Origin of the sequence: Streptococcus oralis (assembly GCF_964238205.1) — a bacterium.
In the GTDB taxonomy this organism is placed as follows: domain Bacteria; phylum Bacillota; class Bacilli; order Lactobacillales; family Streptococcaceae; genus Streptococcus; species Streptococcus oralis_CZ.
In genome coordinates, this window is record NZ_CAXSLF010000002.1 from 67,715 (window position 1) to 84,591 (window position 16,877).

Annotated in this window: 10 protein-coding genes; all 10 read left to right on the forward strand. The window is 40.2% G+C overall.

All coding sequences use genetic code 11. The features are described from left to right. Positions 1 to 567: 567 nt before the first annotated feature. Entirely contained in the window at positions 568 to 3,891 is a 3,324-nt protein-coding gene (locus ACESOD_RS04050) for an SIALI-17 repeat-containing surface protein (RefSeq protein ID WP_373094154.1), read from the forward strand. A 294-nt stretch (positions 3,892 to 4,185) separates the two neighbouring features. Beyond that, positions 4,186 to 4,884 carry an N-acetylmannosamine-6-phosphate 2-epimerase gene (locus ACESOD_RS04055; protein ID WP_373094156.1) on the forward strand — a complete coding sequence of 233 codons (699 nt, stop codon included), beginning with the start codon at positions 4,186 to 4,188 and terminating at the stop codon, positions 4,882 to 4,884. Between the two features lie 117 nt (positions 4,885 to 5,001). Beyond that, positions 5,002 to 6,324, forward strand: coding sequence for an ABC transporter substrate-binding protein (locus ACESOD_RS04060; RefSeq protein ID WP_373094158.1), 1,323 nt, complete (start codon positions 5,002 to 5,004; stop codon positions 6,322 to 6,324). A gap of 233 nt (positions 6,325 to 6,557) precedes the next feature. After that, on the forward strand, positions 6,558 to 7,424 hold the full coding sequence (locus tag ACESOD_RS04065; RefSeq protein WP_081108297.1) for a carbohydrate ABC transporter permease: 867 nt from the start codon (positions 6,558 to 6,560) through the stop codon (positions 7,422 to 7,424). A gap of 15 nt (positions 7,425 to 7,439) precedes the next feature. Beyond that, complete coding sequence (locus ACESOD_RS04070) at positions 7,440 to 8,282, forward strand: carbohydrate ABC transporter permease (RefSeq protein WP_001183246.1); 843 nt, start codon at positions 7,440 to 7,442, stop codon at positions 8,280 to 8,282. Positions 8,283 to 8,482: 200 nt separating this feature from the next. Continuing rightward, positions 8,483 to 8,935, forward strand: a complete 453-nt coding sequence (locus ACESOD_RS04075) for a YhcH/YjgK/YiaL family protein (protein ID WP_311523630.1) — start codon at positions 8,483 to 8,485, stop codon at positions 8,933 to 8,935. A gap of 20 nt (positions 8,936 to 8,955) precedes the next feature. Next, positions 8,956 to 9,606 carry a DUF624 domain-containing protein gene (locus ACESOD_RS04080; RefSeq protein WP_373094160.1) on the forward strand — a complete coding sequence of 217 codons (651 nt, stop codon included), beginning with the start codon at positions 8,956 to 8,958 and terminating at the stop codon, positions 9,604 to 9,606. Positions 9,607 to 9,770: 164 nt separating this feature from the next. After that, entirely contained in the window at positions 9,771 to 10,688 is a 918-nt protein-coding gene (locus ACESOD_RS04085; RefSeq protein WP_373094162.1) for a dihydrodipicolinate synthase family protein, read from the forward strand. Positions 10,689 to 10,703: 15 nt separating this feature from the next. Continuing rightward, entirely contained in the window at positions 10,704 to 11,588 is an 885-nt protein-coding gene (locus ACESOD_RS04090) for an ROK family protein (protein ID WP_373094163.1), read from the forward strand. Positions 11,589 to 11,909: 321 nt separating this feature from the next. Then, a partial coding sequence (locus tag ACESOD_RS04095) for an alpha-L-fucosidase (protein WP_373094164.1) occupies positions 11,910 to 16,877 on the forward strand: 4,968 nt, incomplete at its 3' end.

A 16,877-nucleotide genomic window follows, 5' to 3' on the forward strand; every position in this document is an offset into this window, starting at 1 on the left:
GGCCTTTTTGATCTAGATAAATCAGGAGTCAAATAGTTAATACTCTTCGAAAATCAAATTCAAACCACGTCAGCTTCGCCTTACCGTATATGTGTTACTGACTTCGTCAGTTCTATCCACAACCTCAAAACGGTGTTTTGAGCAACCTGCGGCTAGCTTCCTAGTTTGCTATTTGATTTTCATTGAGTATAAGTTTGAGATAAAGTTCATTAAAAAAACGATTCAACTGAATGAAGCAATTTTATGTTAGAAAAATCCAAAGCATCCGAAAGTAGTTTCAAATGTCCAATTTTATATTTCTAAAACTGAAAGTAAAATCTGTTCTATATTTATCTATCTTAAAATAGAGAAATTTATTATATAATGAGAATAAGATAAAATTTGAAAGGAGTAGGAGACTCTAGTTAACGATGGCATGATGATAGATTGTTGATCGTTAAGTGAGAGAAAATTTGAAAGAGCGAGTGTAACCATTCGTGAAAAAGTAATTTTTGTCATTTAGTCAGATGACTAAAAATTTTAATCAAAAAAGAAAGCGCTTTATTTTTGAAAATGAAAGGAAGAAAGATGAAGCATAATCAGTTGGATAGAAAACAACGATACGGAATTCGCAAATTTACAGTAGGAGCCGCTTCAGTCGTTATTGGAGCAGTTGTTTTTGGTGCATCGCCAGTATTGGCACAAGAAGCAACAGCTACCAATAAGGAAACGACAGAACTAGGAGTAGAGAAGGATCAGGCAGAAAAAGCAGTAGATACTGAAAAGAGTGCGACAGAGTCTAATGGGGTAGATACAGTCACACATACATCTACAGAAGCACATACTGGAACAGAGACAACTGCAACGGCAGCAACAACTGCAACAGCAGAAACGGCAGAAGCAACTAGAGAAACCGAAAAAGATCCAGCTGCGCTTCCACGTGATTACTATGCTAGAGAGTTGGAAAATGTCAATACTGTTCTTGAAAAGGAAGATGTAGAGACTAATGCTGCAAATAGCAATAGAATTGATCTGACAGAGCAATTGGAAAAACTGAAACAGCTTCAAAATGCGACCATTCATATGGAGTTCAAACCAGATGCTTCTGCACCAGCATTTTACAACCTTTTCTCAGTCTCAAGTGATAAGGTTCGAAATGAATATTTCACCATGGCTGTGTATAACAATGTTGCCTTGATTGAGGGGCGCGATCAAAACGGCGATCAATTTTATGATAGATACACAGACGCACCATTAACTGTCAAACCAGGTCAGTGGAACTCAGTAACCTTTACAGTTGAAAGACCAAGTGCAGATTCTCCAGATGGGCAAGTTCGTCTCTATGTAAACGGAGTTTTGTCACGAACAAGTAAGAAATCAGGACGCTTTATCAAAGATATGCCTGATGTGAATCATATGCAAATTGGTACCACAAATCGTGCAGGAAGTATGGTTTGGGGGGCAGGTTTACAAGTTCGTAATCTAACTGTTTACGATCGTGCCTTGAGTCCAGAAGAAGTTCAAAATCGTAGCTACCTCTTTGAAAGATCCGAATTAGAGAAAAAGCTTCCAGAAGGAGCTGAGATAACAGATAAAAAGGATGTTTTTGAAGCTGGTAAAAATGGGCAGTCAAATCCAGATGGTATTAATAGTTATCGTATTCCAGCCCTTCTTAAGACTGACAAGGGAACTTTGATTGCTGGAGCTGATGAACGTCGTTTGCACCACTATGACTGGGGCGATATCGGTATGGTCGTCAAACGAAGTGAAGATCAGGGTCAAACATGGGGCGATCGTATCACACTTACGAATCTACGTGACAATCCAAAAGCTACTGATCCATCTGTTGGTTCACCAGTAAATATCGATATGGTTTTAGCCCAAGATACTGAAACCAAACGAATCTTTTCAGTCTATGATATGTTCCCAGAAGGAAAAGGTATCTTTGGGATGTCAGCTGAAAAAGAGGAAGCTTATAAAGAAATTGATGGGAAAACCTACCAAATTCTTTATCGTGAAGGAGAAAATGGAGCCTATACCATTCGTGAAAATGGTGTTGTCTACACACCAGATGGTCAGGCAACGGATTACCGTGTTGTTGTAAATCCTGTCAAGCCGGCTTATAGCGATAAAGGTGATCTTTATCAGGGTGAGCAACTGCTAGGAAATATCTACTTTACAAGCAATAAAACCTCTCCATTTAGAATTGCTAAAGACAGCTACCTGTGGATGTCTTACAGTGATGATGACGGTAAGACTTGGTCTGCGCCACAAGATATTACCCCAATGGTCAAAGCTGATTGGATGAAATTCTTAGGTGTGGGACCTGGAGTGGGCATTACCCTCCAGAATGGACCTCATAAAGGTCGAATCGTCGTTCCTGTCTATACGACGAATAGAACAAACCACCTCAATGGTTCTCAATCATCTCGTATCATCTACTCAGATGACCATGGTAAGACTTGGCATATGGGTGGCGGTGTCAATGATAACCGTACACTTTATGATGGTACAGTAGTTGATTCAAGCAACATGAACAATTATTACGCTCAAAATACGGAATCTTCTGTTGTTCAGTTGAACAATGGTCAGTTGAAACTCTTTATGCGTGGTTTGACTGGTGATTTGCAAGTTGCGACAAGTAATGATGGTGGTATTACATGGGACAACTATGTAGCACGCTATGATGTACCAGATGTCTATGTTCAAATGGCAGCGACTCATACGGTTCAAGATGGTAAGGAATATATCCTTCTAGCAAATGCCAATGGCCCAGGTCGTAAGAATGGTTACATTCGAGTGGCTCGCGTAGAAGAAGATGGCGAGTTGACTTGGCTGCATCATCATTTGATTCAAGAAGGGGAATATGCCTATAACTCACTTCAACAGATTGGACCAAAAGAATTTGGTCTCTTGTATGAACATCATGAAGCTGGTGGCAATCCTTATACTCTATCCTTCAAGAAATTCAACTGGGATTTCTTAACGAAGGAAAGAATTTCTCCTAAAGAAGCCAAAGTTAAAAATGTTATTGAAAAATGGCCAGGAATTCTTGCAGTAGAGTTTGATTCAGAAGTTTTGGTTAACAAAATTCCAACACTTCAGTTGGCAAATGGTAAAAAAGTAAACTTCATGACCCAGTATGATACTAAGACTCTTCTATTTACAATAGACAAGTCAGATCTTGGTCAAGAAATAACTGGACTTGCTTCTGGAGCAATCGAGAGTATGCACAATCTTCCAGTGAGTCTTGAAGGAGCAGGTATTCCTGGAGCTGCCAACGGTAGTGAAGCAGCTGTTCACGAAGTACCAGAATTCACAGGTGGTGTTAACGGTGTAGAAGCAGCTGTACATGAAGTACCAGAATTCGAAGGTGGGGTGAATGGTGAAGAAGCTGCTGTAACGGAGCTCCCAGAGTATACTGAACCTATTGGTACAGTAGGCGAAGAAGCAGCACCGATAGCTGAACTTCCAGAATTTACAGGTGGAGTCAATGGTAGTGAAGCAGCTGTACATGAAGTACCAGAATTCACAGGCGGAGTAAGCGCTGATAGTCCTGTAACTCCTGAAAAACCAGGATTTGTGGGTGGCGTTAATGGTCTTGAACCAGCGGTGCATGAAGTGCCAGCATTCACGGGCAGTGTGAAGAATGACATCGCACCGACAGAAAAACCAGGACTTACAGCTGGTACCAAAGGTTCAGAAGGAGCAGGACATAAAGATCCAGATCACAAAGGTCAGCAGTCTATTGTATCACAGGCTATGTCACAAGATAAGACCTATCAAGCACCTGCAGTTCGTCAAGATGTTCTTCCTAAGACAGGAAACGAAGATGCCTCTGCCCTTGCATCAGTAGGACTTGTGGGGATGCTCCTTGGTATGTTTGCTTTGGGGAAGAGAAAAGAAGATTAGTCAAATAGTTGAAAGTGAAGGTTTCCTTAGTGAAACTAGATCTTAGTTAGAAAGGGTCGTAACGAAAATTTGTTACGGCCTTTTTTCTTTCATGTTTGCGAGAAAAAAGGGCTGGTTTCAAGATTTAAGAGGTGTTGGGATAGATTTTATGTCCCTGAAACTACTTTCAGAAGAAACTGTTGCATAAAATTGTTTTGAAACTTCAATCTATTCTAGCACAAGTTATTGAAAGCGCTTTAATAATAAGTTATAATAGTCACATAAACACAAAGGAAAAGAAAAGGAGGAAAGTTGATGCCACAAATTAGTAAAGAAGCCTTGATTGAACAAATCAAAGATGGAATCATTGTTTCTTGCCAGGCTCTTCCTCATGAACCGCTCTACACAGAAGCGGGAGGAGTAATCCCCTTGTTGGTCAAAGCAGCAGAGCAAGGTGGAGCGGTTGGTATTCGGGCAAACAGTGTCCGAGATATCAAGGAAATCAAGGAAGTTACAAACCTTCCAATTATCGGGATTATCAAGCGGGACTATCCACCGCAAGAACCATTCATTACTGCTACAATGAAGGAAGTGGATGAATTAGCTGCGCTTGATATCGAAGTAATCGCTCTTGACTGTACTAAGCGTGAACGTTATGACGGCTTAGAGATTCAAGAATTCATCCGTCAAATCAAAGAAAAATATCCAAATCAATTGTTGATGGCGGATACAAGTACCTTTGAAGAAGGCTTAACAGCAGTAGAGGCAGGAATTGACTTTGTCGGAACAACCTTATCAGGTTACACTTCTTACAGTCCAAAAGTGGATGGCCCAGATTTTGAACTCATCAAAAAACTCTGCGACGCAGGGGTGGACGTCATTGCTGAAGGAAAAATTCATACACCAGAACAAGCTAAGCAAATCCTAGGTTATGGAGTGCGAGGCATCGTTGTAGGTGGCGCTATTACTAGACCAAAAGAGATTACGGAACGCTTCGTTGCCGGTCTTAAGTAACATAATATTAAAAACGAGGAGAGTGGTTGATTAGTAGGAAAAAATGAAAACGTATACAAATTCGACATTGCTCTTTATCCGATTCGGATACGCTTATCATCATTTAGGAGAATACAAATGAAATTTAGAAAACTAGCTTGTACAGTACTTGCGGGTGCTGCGGTTCTATCACTTGCTGCTTGTGGCAAATCAGACGCTAACAAAGATGCTGCCAAATCAGGCGATGCAGCAACAACAGAAATTACTTGGTGGGCATTCCCAGTATTTACTCAAGAAAAATCTGGTGACGGTGTTGGAACTTATGAAAAATCTATCATCGAAGCTTTCGAAAAAGCAAATCCAGATATCAAAGTTAAACTAGAAACAATCGACTTCAAGTCTGGACCTGAAAAAATCACTACTGCTATCGAAGCTGGAACAGCTCCAGATGTACTTTTTGACGCACCAGGTCGTATCATCAATTACGGTAAAAATGGTAAATTGGCTGAGTTGAATGACCTCTTTACAGATGAATTTGTAAAAGATGTTAACAACGAAAACATCATTCAAGCAAGTAAAGCTGGTGATAAAGCTTACATGTATCCAATCAGTTCTGCACCATTCTACATGGCTATGAACAAGAAAATGTTGGAAGACGCTGGTGTAGCTGGCCTTGTTAAAGAAGGTTGGACAACAGACGACTTTGAAAAAGTTTTGAAAGCGCTCAAAGATAAAGGATATACTCCAGGTTCATTGTTCAGTTCTGGTCAAGGGGGAGACCAAGGAACACGTGCCTTCATCGCTAACCTTTACGGCGGTTCTGTAACTGATAAAGAAGTAACTAAATATACAACTGACGATCCTAAATTCGTTAAAGGTCTTGAAAAAGCAGCTAGTTGGATCAAAGACGGTTTGTTGAACAACGGTTCACAATTTGACGGTGGAGCAGACATCCAAAACTTTGCAAACGGTCAAACTTCATACACAATCCTTTGGGCACCAGCTCAAAATGGTATCCAAGCTAAACTTTTGGAATCAAGTAAAGTAGAAGTGGTAGAAGTACCATTCCCATCTGATTCAGGTAAACCAGCTCTTGAATACCTTGTAAATGGATTTGCAGTATTTAACAACAAAGACGAAAAGAAAGTCGCAGCAGCTAAGAAATTCATCCAATTCATCGCAGATGACAAAGAATGGGGTCCTAAAGACGTAGTTCGTACAGGCGCATTCCCAGTTCGTACTTCATTTGGAAAACTTTATGATGACAAACGTATGGAAACAATCGGTAGCTGGACTCAATACTACTCACCATACTACAACACAATCGACGGCTTTGCTGAAATGAGAACACTTTGGTTCCCAATGTTGCAAGCTGTATCAAATGGTGACGAACAACCTGCTGCAGCATTGAAAGCATTCACTGAAAAAGCGAATGAAACAATCAAAAAAGCAGCTAAATAATAAGCCCTAAATAAAAACTGAGTTCCCCCCTTTTCCCTGAGCATATCTGTGTATGAAAAGGGGGACTTTTGTTTGAAATAGAAGCAACTGACAGGTCAAAATTAAAATGAAGTTTTTACATTGACGAATCTTAGAAAAATTTCATTTTGATTTTAGATCAGAGTCAGATAACAGTCAAAAAAACAAAACTATGTGAAAGTGAGGTGCCGACTGTGAAAATCAATAAAATTCGCATGCGGGAAACTATTGTTTCCTACGCATTCCTAGCACCAGTATTAATCTTCTTTACCGTCTTCGTTTTAGCTCCAATGATCATGGGCTTCATCACAAGTTTCTTTAACTACTCGATGACTAGCTTTGAGTTTGTTGGCTTGGACAACTACATTCGTATGTTTAAAGACCCTGTCTTTACAAAATCTTTGATTAATACCGTAATCTTGGTTATTGGGTCTGTACCAGTCGTTGTACTCTTCTCGCTCTTTGTGGCATCACAAACTTACCAACAAAATGCCGTTGCTAGATCTTTCTACCGTTTCGTATTTTTCCTTCCTGTAGTAACAGGTAGTGTTGCCGTAACAGTAGTATGGAAATGGATCTACGATCCACTATCAGGTATTTTGAACTTCGTGCTTAAGTCAAGCCATATCATCAGCCAAAACATTTCTTGGTTGGGAGATAAAAACTGGGCTTTGATGGCGATTATGATTATCCTTTTGACAACATCAGTTGGTCAACCAATCATTCTTTACATCGCTGCAATGGGTAATATTGATAATTCACTTGTAGAAGCAGCTCGTGTTGACGGTGCGACTGAATTTCAAGTGTTCTGGAAGATTAAATGGCCAAGCCTCCTTCCAACAACACTTTATATCGCAATCATTACAACCATCAACTCATTCCAATGTTTCGCCTTGATTCAATTGTTGACATCTGGTGGTCCAAACTACTCAACAAGTACACTTATGTACTACCTCTACGAAAAAGCCTTCCAATTGACTGAATATGGCTATGCCAATACTATTGGTGTATTCTTGGCAGTTATGATTGCCCTTGTCAGCTTCGCTCAATTCAAGATCCTCGGAAACGATGTAGAATATTAAGGAAAGGAGACAGCTATGCAACCTACACAACAAAAGAAACCATTAACAGCCTTTACTGTTATTTCAACAATCATTTTGCTCTTGTTGACTGTACTGTTTATCTTCCCATTCTACTGGATCTTGACAGGTGCATTCAAATCACAACCAGATACCATTATGATTCCACCACAATGGTTCCCTAAAGCTCCAACTATGGAGAACTTCCAACAATTGATGGTGCAAAACCCAGCCTTGCAATGGATGTGGAACTCAGTGTTCATTTCTTTAGTAACGATGTTCTTGGTTTGTGCAACCTCTTCACTAGCGGGTTATGTATTGGCTAAGAAACGTTTCTATGGACAACGCATTCTCTTTGCTATCTTTATCGCTGCCATGGCTCTTCCAAAACAAGTTGTCCTTGTACCATTGGTACGTATCGTCAACTTCATGGGAATCCATGACACTCTTTGGGCGGTTATCTTGCCTTTGATTGGATGGCCATTTGGGGTCTTCCTCATGAAACAGTTCAGTGAAAACATTCCTACAGAATTGCTCGAATCTGCTAAAATCGATGGATGTGGCGAAATTCGTACCTTCTGGAGCGTAGCCTTCCCTATCGTGAAGCCAGGATTTGCAGCTCTTGCAATCTTCACCTTCATCAATACTTGGAATGACTACTTCATGCAATTGGTAATGTTGACTTCACGTCAAAACTTGACCATCTCACTCGGGGTTGCGACTATGCAGGCCGAGATGGCAACTAACTACGGTTTGATCATGGCAGGTGCTGCCCTTGCAGCTGTGCCAATCGTAACAGTCTTCCTTGTCTTCCAAAAATCCTTCACTCAAGGGATTACTATGGGAGCTGTCAAAGGATAGTCCTCTGCGAAAATTGAAAATAGTACAAATTGTTTATCAGTATGCAGCAGTATAGTTGATAGACTAAGAGAATACAGGATATATAAGTGTCTACAAAATGGAGAGGAGTTGCTTACTTCATGAAGTTTTGTTAGACACTTATAAACTTACTGGCCAGACATCTTATGTCTGAAGGTAACAATCAGGTAAAGGAAATTACTATGATTTTTGATGATTTAAAAAACATTAGCTTTTACAAGGGAATTCACCCAAATTTGGACAAGGCCATTGATTATCTCTATGAGCATCGTAAGGATAGCTTTGAATTAGGCAAATACGAGATTGATGGAGATAAGGTTTTCTTAGTTGTACAGGAAAATGTTCTTAACCAAGAGGAAAATGATCGCTTTGAGCATCATAAAAAATATGCAGATTTGCATTTGTTGGTTGAAGGGCATGAGTACTCTAGCTATGGTTCTCGCGTCAAAGATGAGGCTGTAGCCTTTGACGAAGCTAGCGATATCGGCTTTGTTCATTGTCACGAACAATACCCACTCTTGTTGGGTTATCACAATTTTGCAGTCTTTTTCCCAGGTGAACCTCATCAACCTAATGGTTATGCAGGTATGGAAGATAAAGTTCGCAAATACTTATTTAAAATTTTAATCGATTAGTCAGTTAGGAGGAGTAAACAATGGCACATAAAGGATCTGGATTGATAAAAGCGGCATTTGATACGGATAACTTTCTTATGCGATTTTGTGAGAAGGTTTTAGATATCGTGATGGTCAACCTACTCTTTGTTGTGTCTTGTTTGCCTATTGTAACGATTGGAATAGCAAAGATCAGTCTCTATCAGACAATCTTCGAAGTTAAGGGTAGTCGACGTGTTCCTGTTTTTAGAACGTATATGAGAGCCTTTAAGCAAAATTTGAAATTAGGTCTCCAGTTAGGTTTGTTGGAACTAGGGATTTTTCTAATTAGTGTAGTTGACTTGTCTCTATTCTGGGGGCAAACCAGCCTAGGCTTCCAGCTAATTAAGGCCATTTGCTTGGGAATTCTAATATTTTTAACTCTGGTTATGTTGGCTAGCTATCCAATTGCAGCACGCTATGACTTGACTTGGAAAGAAGTTCTTCAAAAGGGCTTGCTTTTGGTCAGCTTTAACTTCGTGTGGTTCTTCTTGATGTTTGCAATTATTTTATTAATCATGATGCTTCTCTATCTATCAGGCTTCACTCTAGTGCTTGGTGGTTCAGCATTTCTACTTTTTGGCTTTGGCCTTCTTGCCTTTTGCCAAGCTGGATTAATGGAAAAATTGTTTGCTAAATATCAAGCAGATTGAAAATGATATGAAACTACTTTCAAACATAAAAAGCTATGGGAGATGAATAGAAATTAAAATCTAAGTGGCTAAGATGTATTGAAAGCGCTTTTCACAAGGTGTATACTAAAATAGTAAAAAATCATCTGCCAAGAGCAGAAAATAAGAAATCTTAGGAGAAATCTATGTCAGATTTAAAAAAATATGAAGGTGTCATTCCTGCCTTCTACGCATGTTATGATGATGCGGGTGAAGTAAGCCCAGAACGTACTCGTGCCTTGGTGCAATACTTTATTGATAAAGGTGTTCAAGGACTTTATGTCAACGGTTCTTCAGGTGAATGTATCTACCAAAGCGTAGAAGACCGCAAATTGATCTTGGAAGAAGTCATGGCAGTTGCTAAAGGTAAATTGACAATTATTGCTCACGTGGCTTGCAACAATACCAAAGACAGTATCGAACTTGCTCGCCATGCTGAAAGCTTGGGAGTAGATGCTATTGCGACGATTCCACCAATTTACTTCCGTTTGCCTGAGTACTCAGTTGCTAAATACTGGAACGACATCAGTGCTGCTGCACCAAACACAGACTATGTTATCTACAACATTCCTCAATTGGCAGGTGTTGCTTTGACTCCAAATCTTTACACAGAAATGTTGAAGAACCCACGTGTTATCGGTGTTAAAAACTCTTCAATGCCAGTTCAAGATATTCAAACTTTTGTTAGTCTTGGTGGTGATGATCATATCGTCTTTAATGGTCCAGACGAACAATTCTTAGGTGGACGTCTCATGGGAGCAAAAGCTGGTATCGGTGGTACTTATGGTGCTATGCCAGAACTCTTCTTGAAACTCAACCAATTGATTGCAGATAAAGACCTAGAAACAGCGCGTGAATTGCAATATGCTATCAACGCTATCATCGGTAAATTAACTGCAGCTCATGGAAATATGTACGGCGTTATCAAAGAAGTCTTGAAAATCAATGAAGGACTTAATATCGGATCAGTTCGTTCTCCACTTACACCAGTGACCGAAGAAGATCGTCCAGTTGTAGAAGCAGCTGCGGCATTGATTCGTGAAACTAAGGAGCGTTTCCTCTAATCAATAGGAGGCTTTATGACTAATTACGTTGCAATTGATATTGGTGGAACTAATGTCAAATATGGTTTAATTGATCAGGATGGACAACTTGTAGAGTCTCACGAAGTAGCAACTGAGGCTCATAAAGGTGGTCCCCACATCTTACAAAAGACAAAAGATATCGTAGCTAGCTATCTAGAAAAAGGACCAGTGTCAGGTGTGGCCATTTCCTCTGCGGGAATGGTTGACCCTGATAAGGGTGAGATTTTCTATGCTGGTCCACAAATTCCAAACTATGCAGGAACTCAATTTAAAAAAGAAATTGAAGGAAGCTTTGGAATTCCTTGTGAAATTGAAAATGATGTCAACTGCGCAGGGCTAGCAGAAGCGGTTTCTGGATCTGGAAAAGGTGCAGGAATAACACTATGTCTGACCATTGGAACGGGTATCGGTGGTTGTTTAATCATTGATAGCCAGATTTTCCATGGATTTAGTAATTCTGCCTGTGAAGTTGGCTATATGCATATGCAGGATGGGGCTTTCCAAGATTTAGCTTCTACAACTGCCTTGGTTGAGTATGTAGCCAAGGCTCATGATGAGGAAGTGGCTCATTGGAATGGTCGTAGAATTTTCAAAGAAGCTACAGAAGGCAATAAACTCTGTATGGAGGGCATTGACCGTATGGTAGACTATCTTGGGAAAGGTCTTGCTAACATCTGTTATGTTGCCAATCCAGAGGTTGTTATACTAGGTGGTGGTATTATGGGGCAAGAAGCGATTTTGAAACCGAAAATTCGTACAGCTCTGAAAGATGCGCTTGTTCCGAGCTTAGCGGAAAAAACAAGATTAGAATTTGCGCGTCATCAAAATACTGCAGGTATGCTTGGAGCCTACTATCACTTCAAAACAAAACAATCCTAAGTTGGCCTTGCCGATTTAGGATTTTTTAGTCATAAACAGTAAAATAATCATTTAGTAAAAATCTAGTTAAAATTTTGAAAACCCTTGCATTTTTTAATATAACATAGTATATTTATAATAATGCGAAAACTCTAGAAAAATTCTTGCTAATGGAAGCATTATTTTATTTTTTAAAAATGTAAGCGATTTCTACAAAAGGACTTACCAAAAAATAAATAGCTTAGGAGCAGAGTTTTAAGCTAGGGAATCAAACAAAAAATGTCGCCAGCTAAAGCTGGGCTCGGGCAGTAGCTGACTGCTCTAGAAGATTAGGAGTATTTGATGAAACAATATTTTTTAGAAAAAGGTCGAATATTTAGTATTCGTAAACTGACTGTTGGTGTTGCTTCTGTAGCAGTCGGTCTTGTTTTTTTTGCATCTGGTAATGTTGCGGCTAGTGAACTTGTGACGGAACCAAAACTTGAAGTAGATAGTCAAGCAAAAGAAGTAGTAGATGTAGATCATAAAAAAGAAGAAGCAGTAAAAGAAGAAGTAACTGAAAAAACAGAAACTGCTGTCGAGAAGGTGGCAGAGGAAGGAAAAACTGCTGAAGTGGCTAGTGATTTACTCCCTGAAGAAATCCCTGACCGTGCCTATCCTGATACACCAGTGAAAAAAGTGGATACTGCAGCTATTGTATCAGAAAAAGATAGCCCACAAGTAGAGACTAAGAGCATTTTGAAACCTACAGAAGCAGCTCCATCTGAAGGCGAAAAAGAAAATAGAGCTATTATCAATGGCGGACAAGACCTTAAGCATATCAATTATGAAGGTCAACCAGCAACATCTGCTACTATGGTTTATTCAATCTTTAGCTCACCTTTGGCCAATGGCGGTAGTCAGCGATACCTTAACTCAGGTTCAGGTATCTTTGTTGCTCCAAATGTCATCTTGACAGTGGCCCACAACTTCTTGGTCAAGGATGCAGATACTAATGCGGGTTCTATCCGTGGTGGTGATACGGCTAAGTTCTATTACAATGTAGGTTCAAATACTGCTAAGAATAATTCTTTGCCAAGCTCAGGAAATACTGTTTTGTTCAAGGAAAAGGACATTCATTTCTGGAATAAAGAAAAATTCGGTGAAGGCTATAAGAATGACCTAGCCTTGGTTGTAGCCCCAGTTCCACTTTCAATTGCAAGTCCAAATAAGGCAGCTACCTTTACTCCTTTAGCAGAACATCGAGAATACAAAGCTGGAGAACCTGTTAGCACCATCGGTTACCCTACTGATTCAACATCTCCAGAATTGAAGGAACCAATTGTTCCAGGTCAATTGTATAAGGCGGACGGTGTTGTTAAAGGTACTGAAAAGTATGATGATAAGGGAACAGTTGGTGTCACTTATCGTTTGACTTCTGTATCAGGTCTTTCAGGTGGTGGAATTATCAACGGTGAAGGAAAAGTTATCGGAATTCATCAACGTGGTACTGTCGATAATGCAAACATTGCTGAAAAAGATCGCTTTGGAGGAGGGCTTGTCCTCTCACCAGAACAATTGGCATGGGTCAAAGAAATCATTGACAAATACGGTGTTAAAGGCTGGTATCAAGGCGATAACGGCAATCGTTATTACTTCACTCCAGAGGGAGAAATGCTTCGAAATAAGACAGCTGTTATCGGTGAAAACAAATATTCCTTCGATGAAAGTGGTGTAGCGACTCTTCTTGAAGGTGTTGATTATGGACGAGTTGTTGTCGAACACCTAGACCAAAATGATAATCCAGTCAAAGAAAACGATACTTTTGTTGAAAAGACAGAAGTTGGAACTCAGTTCGACTATAACTATAAAACAGAAATTGAAAAGACTGACTTCTTCAAGAAGAATAAAGAAAAATATGAGATTGTATCGATTGACGGCAAAACTGTCAATAAGCAACTAAAAGACGCTTGGGAAGATGATTATAGTGTTGTGAGCAAGGCTCCTGCAGGAACTCGCGTTATCAAGGTTGTTTATAAGGTCAATAAAGGTTCCTTTGACGTTCATTATCGTTTGAAAGGTACCGACCAAGAATTGGCAACTGCAACTGTGGACAATAATGAAGGTAAAGAATATGAAGTTTCCTTTGTTCACAGATTCCAAGCCAAAGAAATTGCAGGCTACCGTGCAGTCAATGCAAGTCAAGAAGCAACAATCCAACATAAAGGAGTGAACCAAGTTATTTTTGAATACGAAAAAATTGAAGATCCAAAACCAGTAACTCCTGCAACTCCAGTAGTGGATCCAAAAGACGAAGAAACAGAAATTGGAAACTATGGACCACTACCAAGCAAGGCCCAATTGGACTACCACAAGGAAGAATTGGCTGCCTTCATCCACTATGGAATGAATACCTACACTAACTCTGAGTGGGGTAACGGTAGAGAAAATCCTCAAAACTTTAATCCAACAAACCTTGATACAGACCAGTGGATTAAGACTTTGAAGGATGCTGGGTTCAAACGAACAATCATGGTTGTCAAACACCATGACGGTTTTGTGATTTATCCATCTAAATACACAGACCATACGGTAGCTGCAAGTCCATGGAAAGACGGTAAGGGAGACCTTCTCGAAGAAATCTCTAAATCAGCGACTAAGTATGACATGAATATGGGTGTTTACCTATCACCATGGGATGCCAATAACCCTAAATATCATGTTTCAACTGAAAAAGAGTACAACGAATACTACCTCAACCAGCTCAAGGAAATCCTTGGCAATCCTAAATATGGAAATAATGGTAAATTTATCGAAGTCTGGATGGATGGTGCGCGTGGTAGCGGAGCTCAAAAAGTAACCTACACCTTTGACGAGTGGTTCAAGTACATCAAGGAAGCTGAAGGAGATATCGCTATCTTCTCTGCACAACCGACAAGTGTCCGTTGGATTGGTAATGAACGTGGTATCGCTGGAGATCCCGTTTGGCATAAGGTTAAGAAAGCTAAGATCACTGACGATGTGAAGAATGAATATCTCAATCATGGAGACCCAGAAGGAGATATGTACTCTGTCGGTGAAGCAGACGTTTCTATTCGTTCAGGTTGGTTCTACCATGACAATCAACAACCAAAATCAATCAAAGATTTGATGGATATCTACTTCAAGTCTGTTGGTCGTGGAACGCCACTTCTACTCAACATTCCACCAAATAAAGAAGGTAAATTCGCAGACGCAGATGTCGCTCGCTTGCAAGAATTCCGAGCAACCTTGGATCAAATGTATGCGACTGACTTCGCCAAGGGAGCAACTGTCACTGCAAGCTCTACCCGTAAGAATCACTTGTATCAAGCAAGCAACCTAACAGATGGTAAGGATGATACTAGTTGGGCATTGTCAAATGATGCCAAGACAGGTGAATTTACTGTCGATCTCGGTCAAAAGAGACGCTTTGACGTAGTCGAACTCAAAGAAGATATTGCTAAAGGTCAACGTATCTCTGGATTTAAGGTTGAAGTTGAACTTAATGGTCGCTGGGTTCCATATGGAGAAGGTTCGACTGTTGGTTATCGTCGTCTTGTCCAAGGTCAACCTGTGGAAGCACAAAAGATTCGTGTGACTATCACGAATTCACAAGCAACTCCTATTTTGACAAACTTCTCTGTTTATAAGACACCAAGTAGTATCGAAAAAACAGATGGTTATCCTCTAGGCTTGGATTACCATTCAAATACAACAGCTGATAAAGCAAATACAACCTGGTATGACGAATCCGAAGGCGTTCGTGGAACATCCATGTGGACCAATCAAAAAGATGCTAGCGTAACCTACCGTTTCAATGGAACTAAGGCTTATGTCGTATCTACAGTGGATCCAAATCACGGTGAAATGTCAGTTTATGTGGATGGTCAAAAGGTTGCAGACGTACAAACTAATAATGCGGCTCGTAAACGTAGCCAGATGGTTTATGAAACAGATGACTTGGCTCCAGGTGAACACACCATCAAACTCGTCAACAAAACTGGCAAAGCTATTGCAACTGAAGGTATTTACACGCTCAATAATGCTGGTAAAGGTATGTTTGAGTTGAAAGAAACTACCTATGAAGTTCAAAAAGGCCAACCAGTTACTGTAACCATTAAACGTGTTGGTGGTAGCAAAGGAGCTGCAACAGTCCATGTCGTGACTGAACCAGGAACAGGGGTTCACGGTAAGGTTTATAAGGATACAACAGCTGATTTGACCTTCCAAGAAGGTGAAACAGAAAAGACTTTGACAATTCCAACAATTGACTTTACGGAGCAAGCTGACTCTATCTTTGACTTCAAAGTGAAAATGACGAGTGCTTCAGATGAAGCTTTGCTTGGCTTTGCTTCAGAAGCAACGATTCGAGTGATGAAAGCTGAATTGCTTCAAAAAGATCAAGTCAGTCATGATGATCAGGCCAGTCAACTTGACTATAGCCCAGGTTGGCACCATGAAACCAATTCATCAGGTAAATACCAAAACACTGAGTCTTGGGCGTCATTTGGTCGTTTAACGGAAGAGCAGAAGAAAAATGCTAGCGTAACAGCCTACTTCTACGGTACAGGTTTAGAAATTAAAGGTTTTGTAGACCCAGGTCATGGTATCTACAAGGTGACGTTAGACGGTAGAAGAGTCGAGTATCAAGATGGCCTAGGTAATGCGTCTGAATACAACGGTAAGAAGTACTTCAGTGGTACAGCTGCCACACGTCAAGGTGATCAGACTCTCGTTCGTTTGACAGGACTTGAAGAAGGTTGGCATGCTGTAACCTTGCAATTGGATCCAAAACGTAATGATACTACGAAAAATATTGGTATCCAAGTTGACCAGTTTATCACGCATGGAGAAGATAGTGCTCTTTATACCAAAGAAGAGTTACTTCAAGCTATGAAGAACTGGAAGGATGAATTGGATAAATTTGACCAAACAAGCTTGAAGAACACTCCAGAGGCACGTCAAGCCTTTAAGTCAAACTTGGACAAATTATCAGAGCAACTTTCAGCAAGTGATGCTAAACCACAAGAAGTTCTCAAAACAGCAACAGCCTTGCAAACGATCCTTGATAAGGAAGAAAACTACGGTGTCGAAGAAACACCAGCCCAACCAGAAGAGCCTAACTATGATAAGGCTATGGCAAGTCTGGCAGAGGCCATCCAAAACAAGAGCAAGGAACTAGGTGATGATAAGGAAGCTAAGAAGAAACTAGTTGAGTTGTCAGAACAAGCTCTTGTATCTATCCAAGAAGCTAAGACTCAAGATGCAGTAGACAAAGCCTTGCAAGCAGCTCTAACTTCTATCAACCAG

Coding starts and splice junctions, on each gene's coding strand:
- ACESOD_RS04070 (WP_001183246.1), top strand. CDS start 7,440: ATGCAACCTACACAACAAAAGAAACCATTAACAGCCTTTACTGTTATT.
- ACESOD_RS04090 (WP_373094163.1), top strand. CDS start 10,704: ATGACTAATTACGTTGCAATTGATATTGGTGGAACTAATGTCAAATAT.
- ACESOD_RS04080 (WP_373094160.1), top strand. CDS start 8,956: ATGGCACATAAAGGATCTGGATTGATAAAAGCGGCATTTGATACGGAT.
- ACESOD_RS04050 (WP_373094154.1), top strand. CDS start 568: ATGAAGCATAATCAGTTGGATAGAAAACAACGATACGGAATTCGCAAA.
- ACESOD_RS04075 (WP_311523630.1), top strand. CDS start 8,483: ATGATTTTTGATGATTTAAAAAACATTAGCTTTTACAAGGGAATTCAC.
- ACESOD_RS04085 (WP_373094162.1), top strand. CDS start 9,771: ATGTCAGATTTAAAAAAATATGAAGGTGTCATTCCTGCCTTCTACGCA.
- ACESOD_RS04055 (WP_373094156.1), top strand. CDS start 4,186: ATGCCACAAATTAGTAAAGAAGCCTTGATTGAACAAATCAAAGATGGA.
- ACESOD_RS04065 (WP_081108297.1), top strand. CDS start 6,558: ATGCGGGAAACTATTGTTTCCTACGCATTCCTAGCACCAGTATTAATC.
- ACESOD_RS04060 (WP_373094158.1), top strand. CDS start 5,002: ATGAAATTTAGAAAACTAGCTTGTACAGTACTTGCGGGTGCTGCGGTT.